21 protein-coding genes and 3 tRNA genes are annotated in these 25,636 nt (G+C 66.3%); 4 read left to right on the top strand and 20 right to left on the bottom strand.

What is annotated here, in order from left to right; all coding sequences use genetic code 11:
* Positions 1-55: 55 nt before the first annotated feature.
* The 7 genes from lpxK to AC5P7I_RS07615 are packed head-to-tail and all read right to left on the bottom strand — an operon-like array spanning position 56 to position 8,387.
* Positions 56-1,075, bottom strand: coding sequence for a tetraacyldisaccharide 4'-kinase (gene lpxK, locus AC5P7I_RS07645; protein WP_032960871.1), 1,020 nt, complete (start codon positions 1,073-1,075; stop codon positions 56-58).
* Complete coding sequence (msbA, locus tag AC5P7I_RS07640) at positions 1,075-2,823, bottom strand: lipid A export permease/ATP-binding protein MsbA (protein ID WP_014646606.1); 1,749 nt, start codon at positions 2,821-2,823, stop codon at positions 1,075-1,077. The genes lpxK and msbA overlap by 1 nt, the downstream gene beginning before the upstream one ends.
* Positions 2,820-3,242 carry an ExbD/TolR family protein gene (locus AC5P7I_RS07635; RefSeq protein WP_053494939.1) on the bottom strand — a complete coding sequence of 141 codons (423 nt, stop codon included), beginning with the start codon at positions 3,240-3,242 and terminating at the stop codon, positions 2,820-2,822. Before AC5P7I_RS07635 ends, msbA begins: the two co-directional genes overlap by 4 nt.
* 3 nt (positions 3,243-3,245) lie before the next feature.
* Positions 3,246-3,908 carry a MotA/TolQ/ExbB proton channel family protein gene (locus AC5P7I_RS07630; protein WP_014646605.1) on the bottom strand — a complete coding sequence of 221 codons (663 nt, stop codon included), beginning with the start codon at positions 3,906-3,908 and terminating at the stop codon, positions 3,246-3,248.
* A gap of 3 nt (positions 3,909-3,911) precedes the next feature.
* On the bottom strand, positions 3,912-6,311 hold the full coding sequence (locus AC5P7I_RS07625; protein WP_262087196.1) for a DNA internalization-related competence protein ComEC/Rec2: 2,400 nt from the start codon (positions 6,309-6,311) through the stop codon (positions 3,912-3,914).
* A 59-nt stretch (positions 6,312-6,370) separates the two neighbouring features.
* Positions 6,371-7,714, bottom strand: a complete 1,344-nt coding sequence (locus AC5P7I_RS07620) for a sensor histidine kinase (RefSeq protein WP_142234488.1) — start codon at positions 7,712-7,714, stop codon at positions 6,371-6,373.
* Position 7,715: 1 nt separating this feature from the next.
* Positions 7,716-8,387, bottom strand: a complete 672-nt coding sequence (locus AC5P7I_RS07615; RefSeq protein ID WP_005415973.1) for a response regulator transcription factor — start codon at positions 8,385-8,387, stop codon at positions 7,716-7,718.
* 145 nt (positions 8,388-8,532) lie between these two features.
* Between AC5P7I_RS07615 and AC5P7I_RS07610 the strand changes: the two genes are divergently transcribed.
* Positions 8,533-9,300, top strand: a complete 768-nt coding sequence (locus AC5P7I_RS07610; protein ID WP_262087195.1) for a MipA/OmpV family protein — start codon at positions 8,533-8,535, stop codon at positions 9,298-9,300.
* Positions 9,301-9,329: 29 nt separating this feature from the next.
* On the top strand, positions 9,330-9,614 hold the full coding sequence (locus tag AC5P7I_RS07605) for a hypothetical protein (protein WP_014646601.1): 285 nt from the start codon (positions 9,330-9,332) through the stop codon (positions 9,612-9,614).
* Positions 9,615-9,701: 87 nt separating this feature from the next.
* Here AC5P7I_RS07605 and AC5P7I_RS07600 read toward each other — a convergent pair whose 3' ends face one another.
* Complete coding sequence (locus tag AC5P7I_RS07600) at positions 9,702-9,842, bottom strand: hypothetical protein (protein WP_162838510.1); 141 nt, start codon at positions 9,840-9,842, stop codon at positions 9,702-9,704.
* A 182-nt stretch (positions 9,843-10,024) separates the two neighbouring features.
* Between AC5P7I_RS07600 and AC5P7I_RS07595 the strand changes: the two genes are divergently transcribed.
* Positions 10,025-10,327 carry a hypothetical protein gene (locus AC5P7I_RS07595; protein ID WP_046429817.1) on the top strand — a complete coding sequence of 101 codons (303 nt, stop codon included), beginning with the start codon at positions 10,025-10,027 and terminating at the stop codon, positions 10,325-10,327.
* 132 nt (positions 10,328-10,459) lie between these two features.
* On the opposite strand, the gene AC5P7I_RS07590 is transcribed toward AC5P7I_RS07595, so the two are convergent.
* The 3 genes from AC5P7I_RS07590 to uvrB form a co-directional block, all read right to left on the bottom strand.
* Positions 10,460-10,534: transfer RNA gene (locus tag AC5P7I_RS07590), tRNA-Val, on the bottom strand.
* Between the two features lie 98 nt (positions 10,535-10,632).
* Positions 10,633-10,707 (bottom strand) — tRNA-Val (locus tag AC5P7I_RS07585).
* A gap of 106 nt (positions 10,708-10,813) precedes the next feature.
* Entirely contained in the window at positions 10,814-12,838 is a 2,025-nt protein-coding gene (gene uvrB / locus AC5P7I_RS07580; RefSeq protein ID WP_014646599.1) for an excinuclease ABC subunit UvrB, read from the bottom strand.
* Positions 12,839-12,966: 128 nt separating this feature from the next.
* Between uvrB and AC5P7I_RS07575 the strand changes: the two genes are divergently transcribed.
* Complete coding sequence (locus AC5P7I_RS07575; protein WP_051007154.1) at positions 12,967-13,512, top strand: GspH/FimT family pseudopilin; 546 nt, start codon at positions 12,967-12,969, stop codon at positions 13,510-13,512.
* Positions 13,513-13,564: 52 nt separating this feature from the next.
* Here the strand turns inward: AC5P7I_RS07575 and AC5P7I_RS07570 are convergent.
* The 9 genes from AC5P7I_RS07570 to AC5P7I_RS07530 all read right to left on the bottom strand — a co-directional run bounded on the left by AC5P7I_RS07570 (position 13,565) and on the right by AC5P7I_RS07530 (position 25,627).
* A tRNA-Asn gene (locus AC5P7I_RS07570) sits at positions 13,565-13,641 on the bottom strand.
* Between the two features lie 47 nt (positions 13,642-13,688).
* Positions 13,689-14,096 carry a type IV pilin protein gene (locus AC5P7I_RS07565; RefSeq protein WP_014646597.1) on the bottom strand — a complete coding sequence of 136 codons (408 nt, stop codon included), beginning with the start codon at positions 14,094-14,096 and terminating at the stop codon, positions 13,689-13,691.
* Positions 14,097-14,119: 23 nt separating this feature from the next.
* On the bottom strand, positions 14,120-17,887 hold the full coding sequence (locus tag AC5P7I_RS07560; RefSeq protein ID WP_049407951.1) for a pilus assembly protein: 3,768 nt from the start codon (positions 17,885-17,887) through the stop codon (positions 14,120-14,122).
* Between the two features lie 13 nt (positions 17,888-17,900).
* On the bottom strand, positions 17,901-18,422 hold the full coding sequence (locus AC5P7I_RS07555) for a pilus assembly PilX family protein (RefSeq protein WP_046429812.1): 522 nt from the start codon (positions 18,420-18,422) through the stop codon (positions 17,901-17,903).
* Between the two features lie 5 nt (positions 18,423-18,427).
* Entirely contained in the window at positions 18,428-19,585 is a 1,158-nt protein-coding gene (locus AC5P7I_RS07550) for a PilW family protein (protein WP_049407947.1), read from the bottom strand.
* Positions 19,586-19,593: 8 nt separating this feature from the next.
* Positions 19,594-20,091: a type IV pilus modification protein PilV gene (gene pilV, locus AC5P7I_RS07545; protein WP_046429810.1), complete on the bottom strand. Its 498-nt coding sequence runs from the start codon at positions 20,089-20,091 to the stop codon at positions 19,594-19,596.
* Positions 20,088-20,603, bottom strand: a complete 516-nt coding sequence (locus AC5P7I_RS07540) for a pilus assembly FimT family protein (protein WP_041863227.1) — start codon at positions 20,601-20,603, stop codon at positions 20,088-20,090. The genes pilV and AC5P7I_RS07540 overlap by 4 nt, the downstream gene beginning before the upstream one ends.
* 161 nt (positions 20,604-20,764) lie before the next feature.
* Complete coding sequence (gene ppnN / locus AC5P7I_RS07535) at positions 20,765-22,153, bottom strand: nucleotide 5'-monophosphate nucleosidase PpnN (protein ID WP_014036604.1); 1,389 nt, start codon at positions 22,151-22,153, stop codon at positions 20,765-20,767.
* Positions 22,154-22,405: 252 nt separating this feature from the next.
* Positions 22,406-25,627 carry an outer membrane beta-barrel protein gene (locus AC5P7I_RS07530; protein WP_164076932.1) on the bottom strand — a complete coding sequence of 1,074 codons (3,222 nt, stop codon included), beginning with the start codon at positions 25,625-25,627 and terminating at the stop codon, positions 22,406-22,408.
* Between the last annotated feature and the right edge of the window lie 9 nt (positions 25,628-25,636).

Raw genomic sequence — 25,636 nt, 5'->3', positions numbered from 1 at the left:
TCGTTACAACGGGAATGCGGGCAGCAGCGCGTGAATGCAAGCGCCGCCGCGCCACTCAGTTCGGCCGCAGCTTGTCCAGGCGATCGGTCAGCGCCACCCAGAACGCCGCGGGCAACTCGGCGCGCAACGGAACCGCGTAGTGCCAGTCGTTGCCGAACGCACGGCATTTCACCGCGTCCTTCTCGGTCATCAATACCGGCAGCTGGCTGCCGAAGGACAGGTCCTGCGGCTGGTAGGCCTGGTGGTCGGCGAACGCATGCGGCACCACGCCGATCCCGCGCGCGCGCAACATGTCGAAGAAGCGCTGGGGATGGGCAATGCCGGCCACCGCATGCACGCGCTGGCCCTTGAAGTACGCCAGCGGGCGAGCGCGGCCACCGGCCAGCGGCTGTGCACTGTCGATGTGCAGCGCCATCGGCCACTGGCCGAAGCCACAGGCCTGCGCTGCGGTTTCCTCATCGGCCTGGCCGAGGTTGACCACCCGGAAATCACATTCGCTGGCGCGGCTGACCGGCTCGCGCAACGGCCCGGCCGGAATCATCCGGCCATTGCCGTAGCGACGCTGCGCATCGACCACTTCGATCTCGATGTCGCGCGCCAGGCGGTAGTGCTGCAGGCCATCGTCGCAGACGATCACATCGCAGCCGGCCTCGATCAGCGCCTTGCCGGCGGCGACACGGTCGCGGTCCACGCGCACCGGCACACCGGTCTTCCAGGCGATCAGCACCGGCTCGTCACCGCCCTTGGCAGTTGGCGTATCGGCCTGCACCCACAGCGGCTTGTCGGCGTCTTCGCGACCATAACCACGGCTGGCCACGCCCGGCTTCCAGCCGGCTGCGCGCAGGCGCTCGACCAGGGCAATGGTCAGCGGCGTCTTGCCGGTACCACCGGCGGTGATGTTGCCGACCACGATGACCGGCACCGGCAGCGAGTGGCGCTTGCGCCAGCCACGCCGATAGGCGCGCCGGCGCAGCGCGGTGACACCTGCGTACAGCGGCGCCAGCAGGCGCATCGTCCACGGAACGGGGCTGCCGTCGTACCAGTACGCCGGGGTCTGGGTACCCTTGCCGGCCATCAGTCCTGCCTTTCGCGGAACTGCATGCTGTGCAGATGCTGGTAAAGGCCGCCCAGTTCGAGCAGCTCCTTGTGGGTGCCACGTTCAACGATGCGGCCATGGTCCATCACCAGCACCTGGTCGGCATGCTCGATGGTCGACAGGCGGTGCGCGATGACCAGCGTGGTGCGTTCCGGCATCAGGCGCTGCAGCGCATCCTGCACCAGGCGCTCGGATTCGTTGTCCAGCGCCGCAGTGGCTTCGTCGAGGATCAGGATCGGCGCGTCGCGCAGGATCGCGCGGGCAATCGCCAGGCGCTGGCGCTGGCCACCGGACAGCAGCGCGCCATTCTCGCCGACCGGGGTCTGCAGCTGCTGCGGCATGCGTGCGATGAACTCCCAGGCATTGGCCGCTTCGGCCGCCGCACGGATCTGCTCATCGGTCGCCTCCATGCCGTAGGCGATGTTGGCCGCGATGGTGTCATCGAACAGCATCACCTTCTGCCCGACGATCGCCACCTGCCGGCGCAGGTCGGCCAGCGGATAGTCATCCAGGGCCACGCCATCGAGGGTGATGACGCCGCCACTGGGCTCGTAGAAGCGCGGAACCAGCCGGATCAGGCTGGTCTTGCCGCTGCCGGAACGGCCGACGATGGCCGTCACCGTGCCCGGCCTGGCAACGAAACTGATGTCGTCCAGGGCAATGCCGCTGTCTTCGCGGTAGCGCAGCATGACGTGGTCGAACGCCAGTTCGCCGCGCACGCGCTGCACGCGGTGCTGGCCCTCATCACGCTCCACCGGCATGTCGAGGATGCCGAACAGGCGCTCGGCGGCGGAGACGCCGCGCGAAATCGAGGTCTGTACGCTGGTCAGTCGGCGCAGCGAGGGAATGATGGCCATCATCGAGGTCATCAGGCCCATGAACTGGCCGGCATTGAGGCGGCCGGCCAGGGCTTCGCGGGTCGACACCCAGACGATCACCGCCAGCGCCAGTGCGGCCAGGAACTGCACCACGCTGGACGCGGCGGCGCGGGTGACCTCGACCTTCATGTTCAGCGCCAGCATGCGGTTGGCCAGGCGCGAGTAGCGCGAGATCTCATGCTGCTGGGTGCCGTGCACCTTCACTTCCTGCTGCGCGGCCAGCGACTGCTCGGCAGTCTGCGCCATCGTGCCCATGCCGTCCTGGATGCCGCGGCTGATGCGACGGTAGCGCTTGCCCACGTAGGACACGATGCCGCCGATCAGCGGCACCACCAGCAGCATCGCCAGGGTCACCTTGACGCTCATCTGCAGCATCACCGCCAGCATCGCGATGATGGTGAGGGTATCGGCGACCACGGTCTTCAGCGCGTCGGCACTGGCCTGGGTGACCTGTTCCGTATCGAAGTTGAGGCGGCTGACCATTACCGGCGTCGCTTCGGTATCGAAGTGCGACGACGGCAGGTGCAGGTACTTCTGCAGCACCTGCTCACGCAGGTCGCGGACCACGCTGCGGCCGGTCTTGGCCAGCGTGTAGTCGCTGACCCAGGTGGCCAAGCTGCGCATCAGGAACAGGCCGAGGATGGTCAGCGGCAGCACCACGGCCGCGCGCGGCTGCGGATCGACGAAACCTTCGTTGACCAGCGGCTCCATCAGCTTGGTGAAGTGGTAGCCGGCGAGGGCTTCGACCACCATGGCGATGACCGCGCCGACCATGAACACCCAGTAGGTGCGGGTGTAGCCCAGCAGACGTTTGTAGATCGGCCACACCGGCGCGTGATGGGAACTCATGGACGCACCTCTGGCGCAGTTGCAATGGCGATACGACGGAAACCGAGCTGACCGAGCGCGTCCTGCGCAGTCACCACGGCCTGGTAGGGAGTACGCGCGTCGGCGCGCAGCAGCACGGGCTGGCTGCGATCACTGCCGGCGACGGCGACGATGGTCTGCTTGACGGACTCGACATCGCTGCGCAGCACTTCCTGGTCATTGATGAAATAACGGCCTTCGGCGTTGATCAGCACGCTGAGCGAACGCGGCGGTTCGTTGTTGGGCTGCTGGCTGGCGGTGGGCAGCTGCACCTGCAACGTCGAGCGCGCATCGAAGGTGGTGGTGACCACGAAGAAGATGATCAGCACCAGGATGACGTCGATCAACGGGACCAGATCGATATGCGGCTCATCCTGGGATCGGTCATTGCCGATACGCATCGATCAGGCCTTCGCCGCAGCGGCGTTGGCCGGGCGCGCCGACGGGGACGGGTTCATCACCCCCGGGCGGCCGTCGAGCGTATCCAGCAGGGCGCTGGCCTCCTGTTCCATCTCCACCACGTAGCCGTGGATGCGGCCCTTGAAGTAGCGATGGAACATCAGTGCCGGGATGGCCACGATCATGCCGGTGGCGGTGCACACCAGGGCCTTGCCGATGCCACCGGCCAGCTGGTTCACATCACCCACGCCATGGTCGAGGATGCCCAGGAACATCTGGATCATGCCGATCACGGTGCCGAGCAGGCCCAGCAGCGGGCCAGCCGAAGCGATGGTGCCCAGCGCGTTGAGGAACCGCTCCATGCGGTGCACCAGGTGGCGGCCGGTATCCTCGATGCGCTCGCGGATCTGGTCGCGCGGGCGGTTGCGGGCTTCCAGCGCGGCCGCCAGCAGCGCACCCAACGGCGAGTTGGCACGCAGGGTCTGCAGGTGCGCGGGGTCAAGCTTGCCGCGCGCGGCCCAGTTGCGCACTTCCTGGCCGAGACCGGGCGGCAGCACCTCCGTTCGCCGCAGGGACCAGAAACGCTCCAGGATGATCGCCAAAGCCAGTACGCCCAACAGCAGCAGCGGCACCATCGGCCAGCCACCGGCCTTGACCAGTTCCCACACGTTTCAACCCTCCGGCCCAACGGCCGCTTGTTCGATCGGCGATAGGATAGCAGCCGACCGCGCCCGCCCAGCGGCATCCCACCACCGGGATGCATGGATGCGCTGTTCACGCAGCTGCAGCCCTTGTGCGCCAAGCCATACGCGGATCGCCCCGGACTCCGCAGTGGACACCACCTCGGCGCCCTGTCCCTGCCAGCGCCGGACCACGTCCTGGCGCGGGTGGCCGAAACGGTTCTGGTGGCCGGCGGAGACCAGTGCCAGCCGGGCTGACACCGCCGCCACCCAGGGCGCGCTGGAACTGCCGCCGCTGCCATGGTGCGGCACCAGCACCACATCCGCCTTCAGCGCCGCCGCAGACGCCCGCAACAGCGCCTGTTCGGCCGGACGGCCGATGTCCCCCGGCAACAGGACCACGCCATGGGCACCGGCCACGCGCAGCACGCAGCTGTCTTCGTTTTCGGCCCGCTGGCTGCCGGCATCCGGGTGCAGCACCTGGAAATCGACGCCATCCCAGTGCCAGCGCAGGCCGCGCTGGCAACGGCCGGCCCCGGCGATCGTACTTCCCGGCGGCGCCAGCAATGGCAGCCCCGGCAGCTGAAGACGCAGGCTCGGCAGGTTGCCGGCATGATCGAGATCGTCGTGGCTGAGCAGCACCCGCTCGGGCGGCGCCTGGCCCAGGGCCCGCAGTGACGGAACCAGGACCCGCTCGCTGCCCTCGCCCCCGTTCGGCGGCCCCACGTCGTACCAGAGGGCATGCCGCGCAGTACGCAGCAACACCGCCGTGCCCTGGCCGACGTCATGCACCAGCAGCTCCAGCTCCCCCTCGGCCGGGCGCTCACGCGCCGGCCACAGCAGCGGCAGGCACAGCAGCAGGCCAGCCAGCCAGCCCCCGGCCCCCCGTGGCAGCAGCCACCAGAACACCCCCAGCAGCGCCGCCGGCACCGCCCAGGCCGGCGCCTCGGCCAGCCACCACATCGCCTGCGGGTGCGCCGCCAGTGGCTGCAGGGCCTGCCAGCTGATCTCGAACAGCCACGCCGCCGCGCGCCACGCCCAGCGCCCAGCGCCGTCGTGCAGCGCCTGCAGGGCGGTGCCCAGCAGCGACAGGGGCACCACCAGCAATGTCCACCACGGGATGACCGGCAGGTTCACCAGCGGCCCCAGCCAGGCGGTGCCACCGAACAAGGCGATGCCCAGCGGCAACAGGCCGACGCTGGCCACCCCTTGTGCGGCCAGGAACCCGCGCAGGTTGGCGGCCACCCCGCGCGGACGTCCCTGCGGCAAGCACCACACCAGCCACAGTACGCCGCCGAAGCTGAGCCAGAAGCCCGCTGACAGCACCGACAGGGGCGCCGGCAGCAGCAGCGCCAGCGCCGCCAGCGCAAGCCCCTGCACGAGACCGAGCGGGCGCCGCCCGCTGCGCGCCAGGGCCACCAGCCCGATCATCAGTGCCGTGCGCACGGTCGGCAACTCACCACCGGCCAGCACCGCATAGCCCGCTGCGGACAGCGCCGCGGCGCAGGCCGCCGCCTGTGGACGTGGCCAATGCCGGGCCAGCAGGGGGCACAGCCACCACAGCCCTCGGCACAGCAACGCCCCCAGCCCCGCCACCACCCCGACATGAAATCCGGAAATGGCCACCAGATGGGTCAGCCCCAGCGCCCGCAGCTGATCCCAATCGGTGTCGGACAGGCCACGCGTGTCGCCCAGGGCGAGCGCCTGCACGAAACGGGCGGCCGGATGGGCCACTTGCAGCGCGATGGCGGCGCTGGTGCGCTCACGCCATGCCGGCAGGCCATGTCCGGCCTGCAGCTCACGCGCGCTGGCCGGCGCCCTCACCGTTCCAGTGCCGGCTACGCCACGCAGCAGCGCATGACGCTCACTGTCAAAACCCCCGGGATTGATCCGCGAGCGAGGGGCCCGCACACGCAGCGCCAGCTGCCACTGCGCACCGGCCAGGACCTGCCTGCGCCGCCCCTCGGCAGCGGCGCTGGACCTGCCTTGCCAGCCGTCGTTCCAGGTGACCTGCAGGCGCTTGCCGCGCAGCGATGGCAGTTCGCGGCTCTCGCTGACCTGCAGCAGGAAGCGGGTGTGCGCGGCCCGATGATCCGGCAGATCGATGACCCGGCCACTGACCACTACATCCCGAGCCGGTTGGCCCGGTGGCAGCTGGTCCTGCATTGCCCAGTGCGCGTGCATCGACGTCCATCCGGCACCGAGCAGCATGACCGCCGGCAGGCGCCCCCGCCATCGCAGGCCCCACCCGGCCATGCCAAGCACGATCATCACCGTGCAGACCCACAGCGGCGGCAGCTGCGACAGCTGCACGCAGCCCAACGCCCCCAGTGTGAGCGCCCCAGCGGTGCCACTGCCCAGCAAGGGAGACGGGGAGCGCTCGATGGCCATGAGGCCAGCCTGCCGCTGCCGGCGGCAGGTTGCCTATCGGGACTTGCCCCGCAAACGCGTCAGCGCCGCGCGCTGCCGCGATGGAAATTGACCCGGAAGCTTGCGCCGCCGCCCGCGGCCTCACCGACACTGACCGAGCCGCCATGGTGCTGCACGATCTCCTTCACCAAGTGGAGGCCAAGGCCACTGCCGCTGCCCGCCGCGCGCAGGCGATGGAACGGCTCGAAGATCGCCTCGCGGTCGCCTACTGGAATGCCCGCGCCCTGGTCGCTGACTTCCAGCAACCCGCGCGTGTCCAACCGCACACAGATGGTGCCACGGCCACCACCATGCACGATCGCGTTGTGTACCAGATTGGCAATCACCCGCCCCAGCGCCAGGCTGTCACCGTGGATCCACACCGGCGCTTCCGGCGCGTCCACTTCGAATCCATAGCCGGCGCCCACCACCAATGGCGCCAGGTCCGCGGCTGCCTCACGCACCAGCAGGGCCAGGTCCAGCCGCTGCAATGCGCCGACATTGCGGTCAAGCCGCTGCAGATCAAGCAGGTGCTCGGCAACATTGCCCAGCCGCGCCACGTCGGTCAGCAACTGCGATTTCAGCTCGCCCTGCGGCAGCTGCGACAGGCGCGCCTGCACCACGGCGATCGGCACGCGCAGCTCGTGCGCTGCGTCGGCAAGGAACTTGTCGCGCGCGGCGTAGCCCTGCTGCACCTTGTCGATGGCATCGTTGAACGCTTCCACCAGCGGCGCCACTTCCGTGGAGACCAGCCGCGCATCCAGCCGCGCACCGGGCTGGCCGATGTCCAGCTCCTTGGCCTGCTGCGCGGAACGGCGCACACCGCGCATGGCACGGTGGATCACGGTCGGCATCACCAGCAGGGTGACCACGATCAGTGGCAGGAAGAACCACAGGCCGATCAGGCGCAGCACCATCAGCGCACCGTCCAGCAGCCCGCCCTTGGGTGCTCCACCGACCATCACGGTGATGCGGCGCCCATCCTCGTTGCGAATCATCACCCGCGCCACGTCCAGGTAGGGCGGTACCAGCGAACCCAGCTCGGTGGCACCCACGGTCGGCAGCCGCGCGAGCATCGGCGCGTGGATCGCGGGGATGATGCCGCGCTCCAGCCACATGCCCTTGTCGTCCACCGCGGCGAACCAGAGATTTCCCCCGGCGTTGGCATCGAGCTTGTCCCAGCGCGCCTGGTCCAGCACCAGGCGGCCGTCTTCGCTGTGCACCGCCTTGGCCACCGCCTCGGCAACGAACATGTCCATGCCCCAGGAGTCCTTGTCACCCCAGGTCAGGATCAGCGCGACCACCGCGAACAGTACGGTGAAGGCCTGCGCCAGGAACAGGCGCCAGGCCAGGCCAAGGGTGATCGAACGGATCGGACGGGCCATCTCAGGCCTCCGCCAGCAGGTAGCCGACGCCCCGTATCACGTGGATCTCGACGCCGGCACCGGCCTGCTGCAGTGCCTTGCGCAGCTTGGAGATGTGCGCGTCGAGCGCATTCGACTGGATCTCATCGTCGAAACCGTACACCGCAGCCTCCAACGCACTGCGGGTGACCGTGCGCCCCTGCCGCATCGCCAATGCCTGCAGCACCAGTACCTGCCGACGTGGCAGCGCCAGAGGCTGGCCCTCCACCTGCGCCTGCAACGATTCGAAATCGAACTCGAGGCGCCCCAGCCGCAGGCTCGGTGTCACCATCGCCGAAGGCCTGCGCGATACCGCGCGGATGCGCGCCATCAGTTCCTCGATCGCCACCGGCTTGACCAGATAGTCATCGGCACCGACGTCCAGGCCTTCGACCTTGTCCGACAGCGTGCCCTTGGCGGTCAGCATGATCACCGCCAGGTTCGGCCGCAGCGCACGCGCCGTCGCGACGAATCCGGCGCCATCGCCATCGGGCAGCTGGCGATCGAGCAGCAGCAGCTGGTGCACCGGTTCGCGCAACGCGAGCGCGGCCTCGGCCAGGCTGCCGACCACGTCGGCGACCACGCCCTGCCGCTCCAGGCCCGATTGCAGGGCGCGGGACAGATCAGGATCGTCTTCGACCAGGAGGATGCGCATCAGGAACTCGTCTGCCGGAAACGCTGCCGATCATAGTGCCTGGCGCCAGGGTTTTGCGCCCATGCGTGCCGATCACACCGGCGCAATGTTCTGACAATGTTGCCCCCTCACCATGCGCAGCCATCCTCCGCAACGTGGCTGATCGATGCCGTCGCTGTCCCCGACCCTGCTGCGCCCGCTGCTGTTCACCGCTGCCCTCGGCGTGCCGTTGCTCGCCCACGCTGCCGAGCAGAACCCGGGCGTACAGGCCGGCATCAGCGCTGGCGCGACCTCCGGTGCGTACGCGCACTACGACGTCAAACCGCTGGTGGTACCGGCCATTGCCTGGCAGGGCGAGCGCTTCTTCGCCAGCCCCGGCTCGCTGGGCATGTACCTCTACAAGGGCCAGGGACTGCGCCTGTCGGCGGCGGTCACGCCCTACACGCTGCGCTTCAAGACCGACGACGTGAACGATGCTCAGCTGCGCCGCCTGCACAGCCGGCAGATGTCGGCCATGGCCGGCATCAACGGCGAGTACAGTGCCGACTGGGGCATGGTCGAGGCCAGCGTGATGCGCGAAGTGACCGGCCATGGCGGCGGTTTCGAGTCGCGCCTGCATTACAGCTACCCGATCCAGGCGGGTCGCTTCACCTGGGTGCCGCGGGCGGGTGTGGTGCACTCCAGTGCACGGCTGCTCGACTACTACTACGGCATCAGCGATGAAGAAGCCCTGCGCTCGGGCCTTGCCGCCTACCGCCCCGGCAGCACCACGTCGCCGAGCCTGCAGATCGCGGTCAGCACGCCACTGGGCACGAAATGGCGCGCCACCGGCGTGGTGGCCAACCAGTGGTTCGGTGATGCAGTGAAGGACAGCCCGATGGCACGACGTGGCACGCAGACGTCGGCCTTCGTTCCCCTGATGCGCTCGTTCTGAGCGAGCGCCCCCTACGGACAAGGACCCCCATGGCCTCCGTCTCCTCTGCCACCGAAGCCCACGCGATCCTGCGCGCGCCCGACCTGGACAGCGCCGAGCGCGTCTATCTGGGACTGATGCCCGACCTTGAACATGTGAATGCACTGGCACGCCGTGCAGTGGGCCTGTCACGCGTTGCCGACGCGGCACGCGGCTATGCGTTGTCGATGACCCTGGTTGGACTGCGCCTGCAGGAACTGGAGATGGGCGAGCCGACGGCCAGGGAACACCGCCAGGCAACCCTGCGCAGCCTGCGCCAGGCCTTCAGCGCCTGACGGCACATGCACGGACACTGCCGCCGCACCCTTGCCGCGGCACCCGTATTCACTGCATCAGCAGCCAAGCCCACGCGGTAGCGTCGCTCAGCGCAGCGTGGTCCACGCCAGCAGCGCGCACAGGATCGCCACCCAGATCACTGCCTTGAACGTGCCTTCCAGCATGTTGCCGCCGAACAGGCGTTCCAGGAACGGATTAGGCCTGGACACCGGGACGTGATCGCTCATGCGGCAGCTCGTTGAAGTGACGGCGCGGTTGCGCGGTAGCGCCGAGTCTACGCCTGCGCGTCCCGGATTCATCGCCGCCTGCCCGCCTTTGGCGGCGCAATCCCCGCCTTCGTCGCAGGCCGGCTGCGGTGCCCGGCCGGCCATGCCAGCCTGCACGCACTTTCCCGCTGGAGCACCGTGCCATGCCGATGCTTGCCCTGGTCCTGCTGTTCTCCAGCCTGTTCGGCGACGGCAGCGGGCCCACCGAGGATGCCCTGCGCAGCCAGATCCTGCGCACCGAAGGACCGCAGGACACGCATGAAGCGCTGCCCCTGCAGCTCTATCACCTGCGCCAGGACCGCGTGCTGCGCCTGGGCAGCCAGCAACTGGCAGGCGACCATGGCGGCAGCCCGCATGCTGCGCTGGCCCGGGCAGGTGTAGCGCAGCTGTGGGAACGCGTCGATGGCCACTGGCGGATCCAGCGTTCGATCACCATCACCCACTGATTTCACGCCACTGAACCTGCAGGAATGTGGCTTCGCGGGAACGCCGGGGTCCTGCCCCTGGAAAGAAAAAAAGCCGGCCCCAGGGCCGGCTTTCATCGTTTCCACCGCTTCACCGGCAACGCCGGGAACAGGTGGTGGGCGGTACAGGGTTCGAACCTGTGACCCCTACCATGTCAAGGTAGTGCTCTACCGCTGAGCTAACCGCCCATCTTGTTCTTGCCGCCCGAAGGCTGGCCTTGTTACGTAAAAACCCGGCGCCAGGGCCGGGCTTTGCAGTTCACGAGAGCCCTTTTGCGAGGACTTCGTGGTGGGCGGTACAGGGTTCGAACCTGTGACCCCTACCATGTCAAGGTAGTGCTCTACCGCTGAGCTAACCGCCCGTTTTGCTTCTGCATTTCCGCGATTGCGTCGGTGCAGGCCGCGTATATTACGGATGCCGGCAGGGAAGCGCAACACTTTTGTGAAGATGATGCTGCACTGCCGCGTTCAGCCCAGGCTGGCTTCCTTCAGCTGGCGGATCTGGTCACGCACGCGCGCGGCATCCTCGAATTCCAGATCCTTGGCGTGCTGGTACATCTGCTGTTCCAGCGCTTTGAGACGGACAGCCAGCTGCGCCGGCGACAGCGAACGATAGTCGGTCGCCTCTTCGGCCACGCCCGCCCGGCCCTTGCCCTTGCCCTTCTTGGCTTCCTTCTCCGCGGCATCCGAACGCGCGCCCTCGAGGACGTCGACGATCGGGCGCGCCACCGAACGCGGCACGATGCCATGTTCTTCGTTGTACTCGACCTGCTTGGCGCGGCGGCGGTCGGTTTCATCGATCGCCGCCTGCATCGAACGGGTGATCCGGTCGGCATACAGGATCGCCTTGCCGCGCACGTTGCGGGCGGCGCGGCCGATGGTCTGGATCAGCGAGCCGGTGGAGCGCAGGAAACCCTCCTTGTCGGCATCGAGGATCGCCACCAGCGATACCTCGGGCATGTCCAGGCCTTCGCGCAGCAGGTTGATGCCGACCAGCACGTCGAACTTGCCCAGGCGCAGGTCGCGGATGATCTCCACACGCTCGACCGTGTCCACGTCCGAGTGCAGGTAACGCACGCGGATGCCATGCTCGGTGAGGTATTCAGTGAGGTTTTCAGCCATGCGCTTGGTCAGCGTGGTGACCAGCACGCGGTCGCCCGCCTTGATGCGCGCGTTGGCCTCGCTCATCAGGTCGTCGACCTGGGTACCCACCGGCCGGATCTCCACCACCGGGTCGATCAGGCCGGTCGGGCGCACCACCAGTTCGGTGATCTCGTCTCCGGCCTCGCGGTATTCATACGGACCCGGCGTGGCCGACACGTAGATGCTGCGCGGGCAACGCTCCTCCCATTCCTCGAAACGCAGCGGACGATTGTCCAGCGCGGACGGCAGGCGGAAGCCGAACTCGACCAGGGTTTCCTTGCGCGAGCGATCGCCCTTGAACATGGCGCCGATCTGCGGAATGGTCACATGCGATTCGTCGATGACCAGCAGCGCATCGGCCGGCAGGTAGTCGAACAGGGTCGGCGGCGGCTCGCCGGCGGCCTTGCCGGTCAGGTGCCGGGAGTAGTTCTCGATGCCGTTGCAGTAACCGACCTCGGCCATCATCTCCAGGTCGAACTGGGTGCGCTGCGCCAAACGCTGCGCCTCCACCAGCTTGTTCTGCGCGTACAGCTGCTCCAGCCGCTCCTTCAGCTCCACCTTGATCGTCTCGATCGCCGCCAGCACGCGTTCGCGCGTGGTCGCATAGTGGGTCTTCGGATACACGGTGAAGCGCTGCATGTTGCGCAGCGTCTCGCCGGTCAGCGGATCGAACAGGGTGATCTTCTCGACCTCGCCATCGAACAGCTCGAGGCGCAGCGCTTCACTGTCCGACTCGGCCGGGAACACGTCGATCACTTCGCCGCGCACGCGGAAGGTGCCGCGCTGCAGTTCGTACTCATTGCGCGTGTACTGCAGCTGGGTCAGGTGGTTGATCAGGTCGCGCTGGTCGATGCGCTCGCCCTTGGACAGGATCAGGCGCAGCGACAGGTAGTCTTCCGGCGCGCCCAGGCCATAGATCGCCGACACCGTCGCCACCACGATCGCGTCCGGGCGCGACAGCAGGGTCTTGGTCGCGGCCAGCCGCATCTGCTCGATATGTTCATTGATCGAACTGTCCTTCTCGATGAAGGTGTCCGACGACGGCACGTAGGCTTCCGGCTGGTAGTAGTCGTAATAGCTGACGAAATACTCCACCGCGTTGTGCGGGAAGAACGCCTTGAATTCGCCATACAGCTGCGCCGCCAGCGTCTTGTTCGGCGCCATGATCAGCGTCGGCTTCTGAATGTTCTGGATGACGTTGGCGATGGTGTAGGTCTTGCCCGAGCCGGTCACGCCCAGCAGGGTCTGCTTGGCGATGCCGGCCTCGAAGTTGCTGGTCAGCTTCGCGATGGCATCGGGCTGGTCGCCCGCCGGCGAATACGGCGAGACAAGTTCAAAACTGTCGCTCATGGTGTTGCCAGTTCCCGGGAAGGATGAGTATACGGGGCGAGGGGTGACGGCTGGCTGAGGGGTGGCCGGGCAGCCCGCCACGGGGATTCCCGATGGCGGCCGCGCAGCCGGGCGCGGAGGCTGGATGCATGCACCCGACCCATGCCCCCTGCCCCCTCGGCCCCCGCTCTGCGCGGGGCGTGCACCTGACCGAACTGCTGGTGGTCATCGCCGTGCTGGCGGTGCTGCTGGCGGCGTCCTGGCCGGCGCTGCAGCCTTTGCTGCTGCGGCAACGCGCCGATGCACTACAACTGACCCTGCACGCCAGCCTGGCCGGCGCGCGCAGCGAGGCATTGCGCAGACGCGAGCTGATCGGCCTCTGCGCCAGTATCGACGGCCTGCACTGCAGCGACGACTGGAGCGCCGGCTGGATCATCTACCGCAGTGGCGACCAGCGCGGGGAGCCAACGTCGCCGGAGGCGATCCTGAACCATCACACCGGGCGCTCGGACATATCGATCCTTGCCCAGGCCAGCAGCGGGCGGCCCCAGCTGTTCTTCCAGGCAGACGGACGCAGCCCAGGGGCCAACCTGACCCTGCGCATCTGCGCGGGCAACCGGCTGCACGGTGCGTTGATCGTCAACAATGGCGGCCGCGTGCGAAGTGAACGCGTGGACCGCGATACGCCCTGCTGACTGCCTGCGCAGAAAAGCAAAAGCCGCGATTTCTCGCGGCTTTTGCAGTGTCTGGCGCCCGAAGTTGGACTCGAACCAACGACCCCCTGATTAACAGTCAAGTGCTCTAACCGGCTGAGCTATTCGGGCGGGGAGGCGCATTGTACTGGTCGATTACAGGAAGATCAACACCTGTTTCACCAGCAACTGGCAACGCCACCGTCGGCCGTCTTGCGGTTGGCCTGGTCCACGCTCATCGTGCCGCAGCTGTCCTTGGCCTGCGTGCCCTGCGGGGTGGCGGTGATGGTGAAGCTGGTGCCATCCCCCTTGTAGTCCAGGTTGTAGCGCACGGTACCGCCATCACGGGGCGACACCTTGGTCGGCAGCGCGTAGCCGGTGTAGGAGTTGTTGCTGGTGTGGTAGCGCTCGGCGCGCTGTGCGTACTCAGCCAGGTCCGCCTTCACCACGGCACGATGCGATCGGCGCACGTATTCCTGATAGGACGGAATGGCGATCGCCGCCAGGATGCCGATGACGATCACCACGATCATCAATTCGATCAGCGTAAAGCCAGCCGCGCGGCGAGGCATGTGAGTGTGCAACATGAGCGTGGATCCTCGCACTGGGGTTACTGGAGCTGGCGCCAGGACTGGCGACCGCAAGGGTAAGGCAGATACAGCGACTGGCTGCCCGCCGCGCCGACGGCCATCCAGCAGGAGCTGCCTCCGGGCGGCGCCTTGTTGTCCGTCGGACGCGGCAGCACCGACAGCGAAACGTCACGGACCGGCGCAGTTCCTCCGGTCTTCAACGCGATGGCGGCGGTCGCTGCCCCGGGCCGGCTGCCGGTCGGCGAGCCATAGCGCACGTTCTCCAACATCGGCAAGCCGCTGATCGACGACAGCCCGAACAGCCAGTTCGAACCGCTGGTCGAACAGCCCACCGACTGCATGTTGGGCACGTAGGTCGGCATGAAGACGATGCCACTGACCAGGATCGGGTTGCCCACCGCACGCTCGCCATTGCCGGCAGGCAGCTGGATCATCCAGCCCCGGGCATTTGCCGGGGCCGTCCCCGCCGTGATCTTGCGTTCATCAACGCCTGCAGTGGCGGCCGCGGCCGTGTACGGGACCAGGTTGGCAGCGGTCACCGTCGAGGTCACTGTCTTCCCCGACAGATCGTTCACGGCGTACAGCGCCTGCTGCGCCTTGTCATCCTTGTCGCTGGTGAAGGAGAAGCTGCCGGTGCCGAAATAGAGCATCACGCCGCCCGAAGGACCGGTGGCAGCAGTCATGCCACCGGTGATCGGCTGGCGGTAGGTCTTGGTGGAGGAGTCCTGGGCAACCTGGCTGGTGAACATCGGCACGGTCAGCGTGGTGTTCGCACTGCTGGTCAGGTCGAACTTCCACACGGCGCCACGCTGATCGGCGGCATAGACGGTGTCGGCCAGTCCATCACGGCCGCGCGCATCCTGGTTGGTACCGGTCCAGCGATCGACAACCACAACATTGCCCAGTCCGTTGCTCCCGGAGATGCCGGCGCCTGACGTACCCTCGACGGCTTCGATCATCCGGATGTCGCCACTGGCCATGTCGACCACGAACAGCACCGCCTTGCCATTGGCGCTGCCGTACCCATTGCCGAAGATCGCCTTCCAGGCGACGCCGGTGCCGCTCTTCACCGGCACGATCACCGGCTTGCCCAGCACGAATCCGATGTTGTTGCGCACCTCGTCCCTCAGCGACGCGTTGATGTCGCTGATTTCCCACAGCACGTTGCCGGTGCCGAAGCTGCCCGGCGTGGTGACGTCCAGCGCGAACACCGAACGGCCACCTGCACCCGTGGTGCCTACCAGGCTGGTCTGCCACGCGGTGCCGTTGTAGGTATCGGCCACGGCAATCGGGCCATCGACGTAATAGCGGTGGCGGAAGGTCTGGTCGGCCGTATCGGACTTGTAGGGGAACAGCAGGTTGGCCATGTGCCCCAGCGCGGTGGCCGGGATGTAGGCAAAGCTCTCCGTGCCACCGGTGCCGTCCTGCTTGGCATCGGCCTTCATGCCGCCATCGAAGGCGTGCAGCATGCCGTCATTGGCACCGACATAGACCATGTACCGCTGGGACTTGGCCTTGGTCGCCAGGTAGTCGGTGTAGCTCTTGGCGTAGGTGCCGCCGAGCTGGCGGTACCCGTAGTCGTCCAGCGGCGAGCTGACCACCGGCGCCGAATTGACGATGTCACCCAGCGGCGTGGTCCGGTCACGATACTTGCCGCCGTTGCGGACCTCGGTGGAGCTGTCGGCACTGAGATAGTTGATGGCACTGGCCAGATCGGCCTTGATCGTCGTCAGCTTGTCGGTGGAGCAGACCAGCATCGACGCGTACTTGCCGTCGGGTTTGCTGCACAGATCCTGCAGGCTGATACGGGCACTGTTGAAGTCCACCGGCGAACCCAGCTTGTTGGCCACGATCCGGCGGCCGGACGACGTCAGGCGGCTGGAGGCTTCCCACACCTCGGTGAGCTCCGCGACCTGGTCGGCGTTGACCTTGACGCTGGCCGCAGTCAGCTTGCTCGACCAGTCGGTGCCGCTGTTGGTGATGTCATAGCGTGGGGTGACCGCCAGTGAGCCGGTGCCGATGCGCGCACCACTGATACCGATCGTGCCTGAAGGCGACGCACCACCACTGATCGAGGACAGCACCCGACGCATGGCCTCGGTGACGTCCGCCGGGGTCTGCGCGTTGATGAATTCGCCACGGCTGTTGACGGCCGCATGCCACAGCTCATCGATGACGGTACCGTCATCGACGTCCAGCGGATTGCCATTGCCGGCCCAGTTCGGCGCCGTCTTGTACGGATCGGCGGTTGCGGCCTGGTTGACGCCGTAGATCTTGCCCTGCGCGCCCAGGGTCACGCCGTAGAAGTTCATGTGCAGGTCGGTCTGGCAGTCCAGGCGCTTCCAGTCCGGGCTGCTCTTGTCCAGGGAGCTGCACTTGTCACTGACCGGCACCTGCCCCGCCGGGAAGCTGGTCCCGGTGCGCAGGGGGGTCCGGGCGCCTGCATAAGCCGCCGCGGCGATGTCGGCGATGGTATTGCTGTAGCCGTCGGAGAACGGAATGGACGGCAGGTGGGTCGAGTTCACCGAGTCGGCGTCACCGAAGGACGCGCTCGGTGCATTGCCGGAGTTGGTGTAGCCATCGGTGAACAGCATGCCGCCATTACGCTGGCAGGCCAGCTGCACGGGGGCATCGGCGTCGGTACGACGGAACTGGTCGACCAGATACTCCACCGCGCGACGGTTGGGCGTGCCGCCGTTGGCCGTCAGCGCATAAATCTGCTTGTAGAGGTCAGCTCGGTTGGTGACCATGTCATACATGGTCGCGTTGCTGAGCTTGTTGATGGTGAAGTAGCCCACCCGCATCGTATCCACGCTCACCAGGGCGGCGGTCGACGAACCGACGATGGCCAGCACGCGGTTGCGGTGATACTGGAACCAGTTGGCGAAATTCTGGATCGCGGCGTTGTAGGCGGCCGGACTCGAGTAATTGCCCGGCTTGATCTGGTAGCGACGCAGGTTGCAGCCCGGACCACAGGCACCGGTAATCACCGGGCGACTGGCGTCGTCGGTCTTGTATCCGTCCGGTGCAGGCGCTGCAGCCGGCAGGTAGAAGGTCGCCGGAAAATAACTGATGGAGTATGTGGTATTGCCGGTGTTGCTGATCGCGGCGGTCTTCCATCCACCATCCCACCAGCTGTCGACATAGTATTCATTGCCGGTACCGGAAAGGTCGGGAATCCGCATACCGTTGACGAACTGGAACTTTTCCGACGTGTCGGCCCGATTGACGGTCATGTTGTACACGGCGTTGTAGCCGCGCTGGCCGGACCGGGGATCGGCGCGGGTCTGGGTGATGGAGGCATCTGCCCACAGCGTGCCATCGGCATTGGTCCACGGCCGATAGGTCACTGCCGGGTTGAAGTAACTGGCGTTGTAGACATGCGAACGCGCGAAGCCGTAGATATCCAGCGGCGGAATGGCGCGGCCTGGCGAGTATTCCTTGTTGAACTCCGCGTGCGGATACAGGTAGAGGTAACAGTCCACCGAGTTGCTGGCGCACGCCGAGCCCACGCTGAAGAAGCTTCCATCGTTGTTGAAGAAGCTGTTGGTGTTGCTGTTCCAGCGCATGCGGCCGTCACCACCGGGGAACATGCGTTCGAAGTTCATCGAACCCGAATCGTCCACCGCCATGATGAACGCCGGTGTCGCGCGCGTCTGCACGTTCATCGGCTCCTGTGCCAGCACGCCCTGCGCCTGTGCGGCAAACAAGGTATGCGCCAGATAGCCGCCAGCGGCCAAGACGGCAAGGCCAACGCCTGCCAGGATCCTGCGGTTGCGAGTGTTCATGGGCTCCCCACCCTCACAGCTTGAATACGGTATCGATCGCCGCACGCGACGTCGCATCACTGGTGGTATCACCGGCATAGGTCGTGATCTGGTAGACCGGCGTCGGCTTCTCCACCGACTTGCCCATGTCCAGCGCACCCTCCCCCTGGATGCAGCCCTGGATCTCACGGACATAGATGGCCGGCTTGCTGCCCAGCTTGGTTTTCGCGACCCAGGCCGAGGGGTCGAAGCCGTCATCGCACTGCTGGTTGATGTCGGAGGAGGCCACGGCCGGATTGGCGCCGGCATCCTTGCGGTTGGCGATGTTCTCCACGGCGTTCTCGGCGCTGCGTGCCGCGCCTTCCGCGTTCTGGAGCGCCATGTTGGTCGCCCGGTAGCCGGCCGCCATGCGTTCCTGCATGCCGGCCACCTGCATGCCGATCACGCCCAGCAGGGCCAGCAGCACCAGCATGATCAGCGCGACATAGAGAACGGCACCCTGCTGTCGTGCCTGGGCAACGAAGGGACGGCGTCGGGAGGAAGGATGAGTGCGCATGGTCGTCAGTTCCCGAACAAGCGGTTGCGCAGCGCAACGGACGCTTCATAGGCGCCACGATGGCGCTGGTCGTAAGGATCGGCCGGGGCAAAGCCCACCCCGAGGATGGCCGGATACGTGGCCGCACTGCCCGGCGCTTCGGCCGACGCACGCTGCGGACTGCGCGCCAGCAGGCCGACCTGCACCATGCCGACGCGGCGCCACTGCCCTGCGGCGGTGGCATCGGTACCGGTACTGACCGCACTGGCCACGCGCTGGTCGACGATGCGACCGGTCGGCGGCGTGGGCAGGGCGATATCCGGGGTGGCATCCAGTCCGTACAGGAACTGCATGTTCTCGATGCCTTCCACCAGCTCCTCGCCATCGGCGTAGCCGCCGGCGCCATTCGCGCGTGCCCGGTAAAGCGCCGGCTCGCCATTGGGATTGGTCGCGATGTAGTACGCCATGCCATCGGCGCGATACAGCATGGTCATCGCGTTGTTGATCGAATAGTTGCTCAGGTCGACCTTGTCCACCTTCAAGGTCGAACCGCTGATGGTGGCGGGGAAGACGTCGGCACGGGTGCAGTCGGCTATGCCGAAGACCGTCGGCGTACCTGCGGCGTTGGCCTTCAGTCGGGCCATGCCATCACTGGAGACGGTCAGCGTGGTCGCACCCGCGGCCACGGAGATGCCGGTCACCACGGCCCCTTCCGGACTCATCAGGCGCAGCACAAGGATGTCGCTGCCAGGCAACGGCGCCGGCTTGAGGTTGGTGATGCTCTTCGGTACCGACTGCGCCGCGCTCCACGCACGGCCCAGCGTCAGCGTGGCGCCCGGCGCCGTACCTGCTGCCTCATACCCCTGCACCGGAACCGAGAAATCCTGCGGGTCGCCACTGCCCGAGCTGATGCCCAGGTGGTAGCCGACATCGCCGGTGTTCTTGACCACGTGGGCCTGGTCGTTGACGCAACCGAAATGGCCGGCCATGCGCAGGTCACGCTGCAGGAAATCCAGCGCGAAGCGCGCGTTCTCCTGGGTACGGGCCGCGCCTTCGGACAGGCGCGACGCCGCACGCGAGGCGATGAAGATCTGGGTGACGCCCAGCATCAGGACCAGGCCGATGACCATGGCGATCATCAGTTCGATCAGCGACAGGCCTCGGGCTCGCGAAATTGGACTCATGGGCGCGTTCACAGGAAGGTCGTCAGGCCGAAGGTGGTAAGGCTGTCGGGATCCTTCGGATCCCAGCGCTGGTCACCCCAGCTGATGGCCACGGTGACCTGGCCGGTGCTCTGCACGAAGGTCACCTGCGCGCTGGCCTTCTCGCCCAGCGTGCGCGCGACCTCGCACTGCCAGCGCGCCACGTTCGTCTTCGGCGTCACGGCAGCGCCGGTCGGCCAGGCGCAGACGCCGCTGGGCTTCACCGAGCCGGCCGAGAACGAGGCAGAGGAATAGGCGCCACCGGCCAGCGTGTCGGTACGCTGGGCGCGCATCAGCTCAATCAGGTCGTTGGCCAGGTTGGTGGCCTGGGTGCGGTAATTCGCGCTCTGCACGAAGCGGACATTGGTGGTCTGCAGCAGAGCGAAGCCCAGCAGCCCGAACGCCAGGATCAGCACCGCCACCATCACTTCGATCAGGCTGAAGCCACCCTGCGACGAGCGCGGGCGGGCCAGGTTGCGGCGGCTCATGAGCAGGCTCCCTTGGTCACCCGGACCTGGCCGGATTGGTTGATCGTCAACGTGCTTTTCGATTCACCGGCCTTGCACGCATCCGGCGACAGCACCAGGGTCTGATCAGCGACCGCCCTGCGCCGGCCGCGCCCGTCGAAGGCGATGACCGCGCCCGGCGGGCCGACTACGCTCAGCTGCGGGTTGCCCTGCGAAAAGCGCAGCGCGACGTCATTACTGCCCATCTGACCGTCGCCATCAAGGTCCGACCAGGCCAGTACGCCCTTGGACCAGTCGCCATCACAGGCCTTGCCATCGGCACTGCCACAGACACCGCCACCGTTGCTGTTGCGGATGCCTTCACTGCGGGCCAGGTTGGCCAGCGCGATCAGTTCATTGTTGGCGGTCGCCAGCCGGTTCGAGCGGATCATCCCGCGGAAGCTCGGATAGGCGATCGACGCCAGGATCACGAAGACGGCCAGCGTGACCATCAGTTCAACCAGCGTGAAACCGTTTTGCCGGCGCAAAGACATTGGACGCTCCCCAGCGTGTTGGTGGCCACGATGGGCCATCGTCCCGCCACCGGCAAGCGGCGGCAGGATGAACGGTCAATCCGGGGCGACGGGCGTCAAAGGCTTGACGACCCGCCCTCCCCTGCCCGTGCCGGCGCGATCCCCATCGCGCCGGCCCGGGTTCAGGCCAGCACCTGGTAGCAGGGCTGGTATTCGCCGGAGATCTTCATCCGGCGCTGCTCGACGAAGGCGCGCAGCAGCGCATCCAGCGCCTGCATCATGTCCGGATCCCCGTGGATCTGGAACGGCCCGAACTGCTCGATGCGGCGCATGCCGTCCTCCTTCACGTTGCCGGCGACGATGCCCGAGAACGCCCGGCGAAGGTCGGCCGCCAGCGCGTGCGGCGCACGCCCGTGGTGCAGGTCCAGCGCGGCCATCGCCTCGTGGGTCGGCACGAACGGCTGCTGGTACTCCCACGGGATCTCGATCGACCAGTTGAAGAAGAACGAGTCCTTCTGCGCCAGGCGGTGCTCGCGCACGCGCTTGATGCCGTTGGCCATCTTCTTGGCCACCGCGACCGGGTCACCGATGATGATCTCGTAGCGCTCGGCAGCCTCATCACCCAGGGTCAGGCGGATGAAGCGGTCGATCTGCTCGAAGTACGGCGCCGCCACGGTCGGGCCGGTAAGGATCAGCGGGAACGGCAGGTCCTTGTTCTCCTCGCGCAGCAGGATGCCGAGCAGGTACAGGATCTCTTCGGCAGTGCCGACGCCACCGGCGAACACGATGATGCCGTGGCCGATGCGGACGAAGGCCTCAAGGCGCTTCTCGATGTCCGGCATGATCACCAGGTGGTTGACGATCGGGTTCGGCGACTCGGCCGCGATGATGCCCGGCTCGGTGAGGCCGATGTAGCGCGTGACGGTGCGGCGCTGCTTGGCATGGGCGATGGTCGCACCCTTCATCGGGCCCTTCATCGCGCCCGGACCGCAGCCGGTGCAGATGTCCAGGCCGCGCAGGCCCAGCTCGTAACCCACCTGCTTGGTGTACAGGTACTCGTCGCGCGAGATCGAATGGCCGCCCCAGCACACCACCAGGTTCGGATCGCCCGGGTTGAGGATGCGCGCATTGCGCAGCAGGCCGAACACCGCGTTGGTGATGCCCTCGGACGACTCCAGCTCGGCCGCGTAGGCCGGGCCCATCTCGATGGCCATGTAGGCCAGGTCGCGCACGACGGCGAACAGCAGTTCGGCGACACCGCGGATGATCTCGCCGTCGACGAAGGCCATCGCCGGTGCGTTGACCAGGTCGATGCGCACGCCGCGATCCTGCTGCGCCACCTGGATGTCGAAATCAGGGTAGAGGTCGCGCGCCGCGCGCGGATCGTCCGAAGCGCTGCCGCTGGTCAGCACAGCCAGCGCGCAGCGGCGCAGCAGCTCATGCATGCCGCCGGCGGAGGCATCGCGCAGGCGTGCGACCTCGGCGCGCGACAGCACATCCAGCCCACCGCGCGGGTAGATCCGCGCATCCTGCACCGGCAGTGCACGGGCTGATTTTTCGTTCGTGGTCATATCCAATTTTTCGCTTCCTTCAAGGTTTCCGACTGTACTGCCGCCCCCTTAAAAAGCAAAACGGCCGGGAAGCCCGACCGTTGGATGTGTGCTGCCCGCGTTCGCCTGTCCGGGACCGCATCGGCGGCATTGGCACCGCGCACATTTCCAGATGCTACGCCGTTGCCCAGCACCCCGCAAGGACTTTCGCCTGAACGGGAAACGGCCGGGTTTCCCCGGCCGTTTCCACTTACCACTTCAAGCGCTGATGGATCAGAACTTGTACTTCAGGGTCAGCTGCATCGACCAACGCGACACGGCGGTATTGCCCTTGTCGTTGTTGTTTTCCTGCACCGACGGGTTGTCGGTCGAACCGGTGAAGGAGTACACGTACTTGCCGGTGGCCGGGTCGATACCTGCGTAGTTGGCAACGCGACGGGTCGAGTAGAAGCCGTAGTCGTCGATCAGGCCCCACTTCTTGTTCAGCAGGTTGCCGACATTCATGATGTCCAGGGCGACTTCACCCTTGTGACCCTTCATGAAGCCCGGGAATTCCTGGCTGACGCGGACGTCGAAGCTGTTGACCCACGAGGCGCGGTGGCGGTTGGCCGGGACCACGCTGCCACGGTAGGCATCGAGTTCCGGGTTCTGCGCCAGCCAATCGAAGAACTGCTTCTCCATCGCGGCACCGCCGGTGAACAGCACGTCGCCCGGACCCTTCGGCACGTAGAACAGGTCGTTGGTGGCAGCACCGTCGCCGTTGGCATCGTTGTAGAAGATGTAGCTGTACGGACGGCCCGAACGGCCTTCGTAGAACAGGCCGACGCGGGTGGCGTTGTCACCGAAGAAGTTGTGCTTCCACTCCAGGGTACCGGTGATACGGTCCTTCATCGCGTAACGCGAGTTGTAGGCCACGTTCTCGTTGGCATTGAAGATCAGCGTGTTGTTCCAGTTCGAGGTGTTCTGCGAGCTGGACAGCGGGCTGACTTCGGTCGACTTGGTGTAGGTGTAACCCAGCGACCAGCCCCAGTTCTCGGTCAGCGGCTTGGCCAGCGAGAAGGTGGCCTGGGTGCCGCGGCCCTTGTCGGTGTTGCGCAGGACCAGAACGTCGCCAATGTCGGACGGACGGTTGGCGCGGTCAACCGCACCCTTGGTACCGGTCGACATGCCGTAGTCGACACCCTTGTCGATACGGGTATTGGCCTGGTTGCGGCCAGCAGCGTTCCAGTAGATCGCGCGGCCATCCTGCCCGAAGGCGGTCGGCGCCGACACGTCCAGACGGTCGAAGTAGATGCCGTCCTTGACCTTGGTGAACAGCACTTCGGCCGATGCCACGATGCCGTACCACGGCAGCTCATGGTCGAACGCCAGGTTGGCCTTCCACACCGACGGCAGGCGGGTGCCCGGCGCGATGATGTCGACGTTCTGACGGGCCGAAGCCGGGCCGCCGGCCGGGATGTACGGGTTGTTGCCGTCCGGAGTGAAGGCACCGGCCGGGATGCTGCGCTCGTCGTACTCGATGTAGTTCAGGCCGGTGTTCTGGTAGGCACCTGCCAGCCACACGTTCGGGGCGGCGCCGCCGAACAGGCCCACGCCACCGCGCAGCTGGGTCGGGCGATCGCTGTCGAAGGTGTAGTTGAAGCCGACGCGCGGCTGCACCAGGTTCTTGTCGACCAGCTTGGTGTTGTTGAAGCCGTACAGCTGCTCGATGCGCGGGTTGTACAGGCGCTGGGTGCTGAAGTCAGGCATGTCGATGCGCACGCCGAACATCAGGTTCAGGTTGTAGTTGATCGCCCAGGTGTCCTGCACGAACACGCCAGTGTTCTTCAGGGTGAAGTCGGCCGGGATGTCGCTGCGGCTGCCATCGGCGCGCGGAGCACGCAGCTGGTAACGCGAAGCCTTGCCCGCCAGGAAATCGTTGACGCTGTTGAATTCGTAAACGCCGTTGAGGTTGCGGCCGTAGAAGTTCATCAGGTCATTCTTCGAGTAATCGAAGCCGAACTTGACCGTGTGGTCACCGATGTACCAGGTACCGGCACCAAAGGCGCTCAGTTCCTTCGACTCGACGATGTTGACGTGGGTGTTCTGTTCGGTACCGACGTACAGTGAATCGTTGCCCGACTTGATGCGGATCTGCGGCATATCGACCAGCGGGACGCGGTTGGCCGAGTAATCCTTGTGCGAGACCTTGAACTCGGTCGAGAAGTTCTCGGACCAGTCACTGAACAGTTCGCCCATCCAGGTTTCGTACTGGGTCGGCTGCTGGTACCAGAAGTTGCTCAGCGAGATGGCGCTGCTGCTGACCTGCGGGAAGCGAACGACGTTCTGCTCCATCTTGTTGTAGCGCAGGGCCGCACGGTGGTTCTCGTTGATGTTCCAGTCCAGCTTGACCGCATACTCTTCGATCTCGGTCTTGCTGTTCGGCGCCGTCAGGCTGCCCGGGTCGTAGCCCAGCTTGCCCAGGAAGTTCTGGACATCGGTGATCTGCTGCTGGGTGATGGTGCCACGGCCGATCGGCGTGTCGCTCAGGGCGACGCCGGCAGCCGAGCGCTCGTACTTTTCATAGTTGGTGAAGAAGAACAGCTTGTCCTTGACGATCGGGCCGCCGAAGGTCATGCCATAGGTCTTCTCGTCCTCGAAGCCGTTGAAGTCCTGCTTGTCACCTTCCAGGCGCGAGCGGACCATGTCCTTGTCGCGGTACGAACCGTACACGGTGCCGTGGAATTCATTGGTACCCGACTTGGTCACGGCGTTGATCACCGCGCCGGTGCCACCGGCGATGGTGGTGTCGTAGTTGGCCAGGTCGATGTTGATTTCCTGGATGGCGTCCATCGACACCGGCTGACGCTCGGTCGGCAGGTTGTTGGAACCCAGGCCGAACGGATCGGAGGCGCTGATGCCGTCGATGCGGATGGCGTTGTAACGGGTGTTCTGGCCGCCAGCCGAGATCGCGCCGTCCGCCTTGCTGACCTGCGAGATGCGCGGGTCGAGACGGACGTAGTCCTGGATGTTGCGGCTGGCCGACGGCAGCGCATCCATCGTTTCGCGGGTCACGTTGGTGCCGGTGCCCATCTTGTTGGCACTGAACAGGTCCAGGCCGCCGGCGGTGGCAACAACGTTCACCGCGTCCAGGTTGGTCGCAGCCAGATCACCGCCGAGGTTGGCGTTGACGGTGTTGACCTGGTTCAGGTTCAGGTAGACACCTTCCTCGGTCTTGGTGCCTTCACCGGACTTGGTGATGGTGATGGTGTACGGACCACCCACGCGCAGGCCGCGCGCGTTGTACCGACCCGACGCATCGGTGGTAGCACGCGAAACAGTGCCCGACTCGGTGTGCGTGATGGTGACTTCAGCGCCGGCGACAGGCTGGCCTGCAGCGGACATCACCTGGCCGCCGACACCGGCGGAGGTGCTGCTCTGGGCGAAGGCGGGAGCGGCAGCAAGTGCAGCCACGAGACCAAGGGTAAGCTTGGACATCCGGAGTGGGTGGGTCATTTTTCGGTA

Source organism: Stenotrophomonas sp. YJH_SMC_138, from assembly GCF_059369855.1.
Note: the sequence above shows the minus strand (reverse complement) of the source record. Positions and strands in the feature narration are given on the sequence as shown.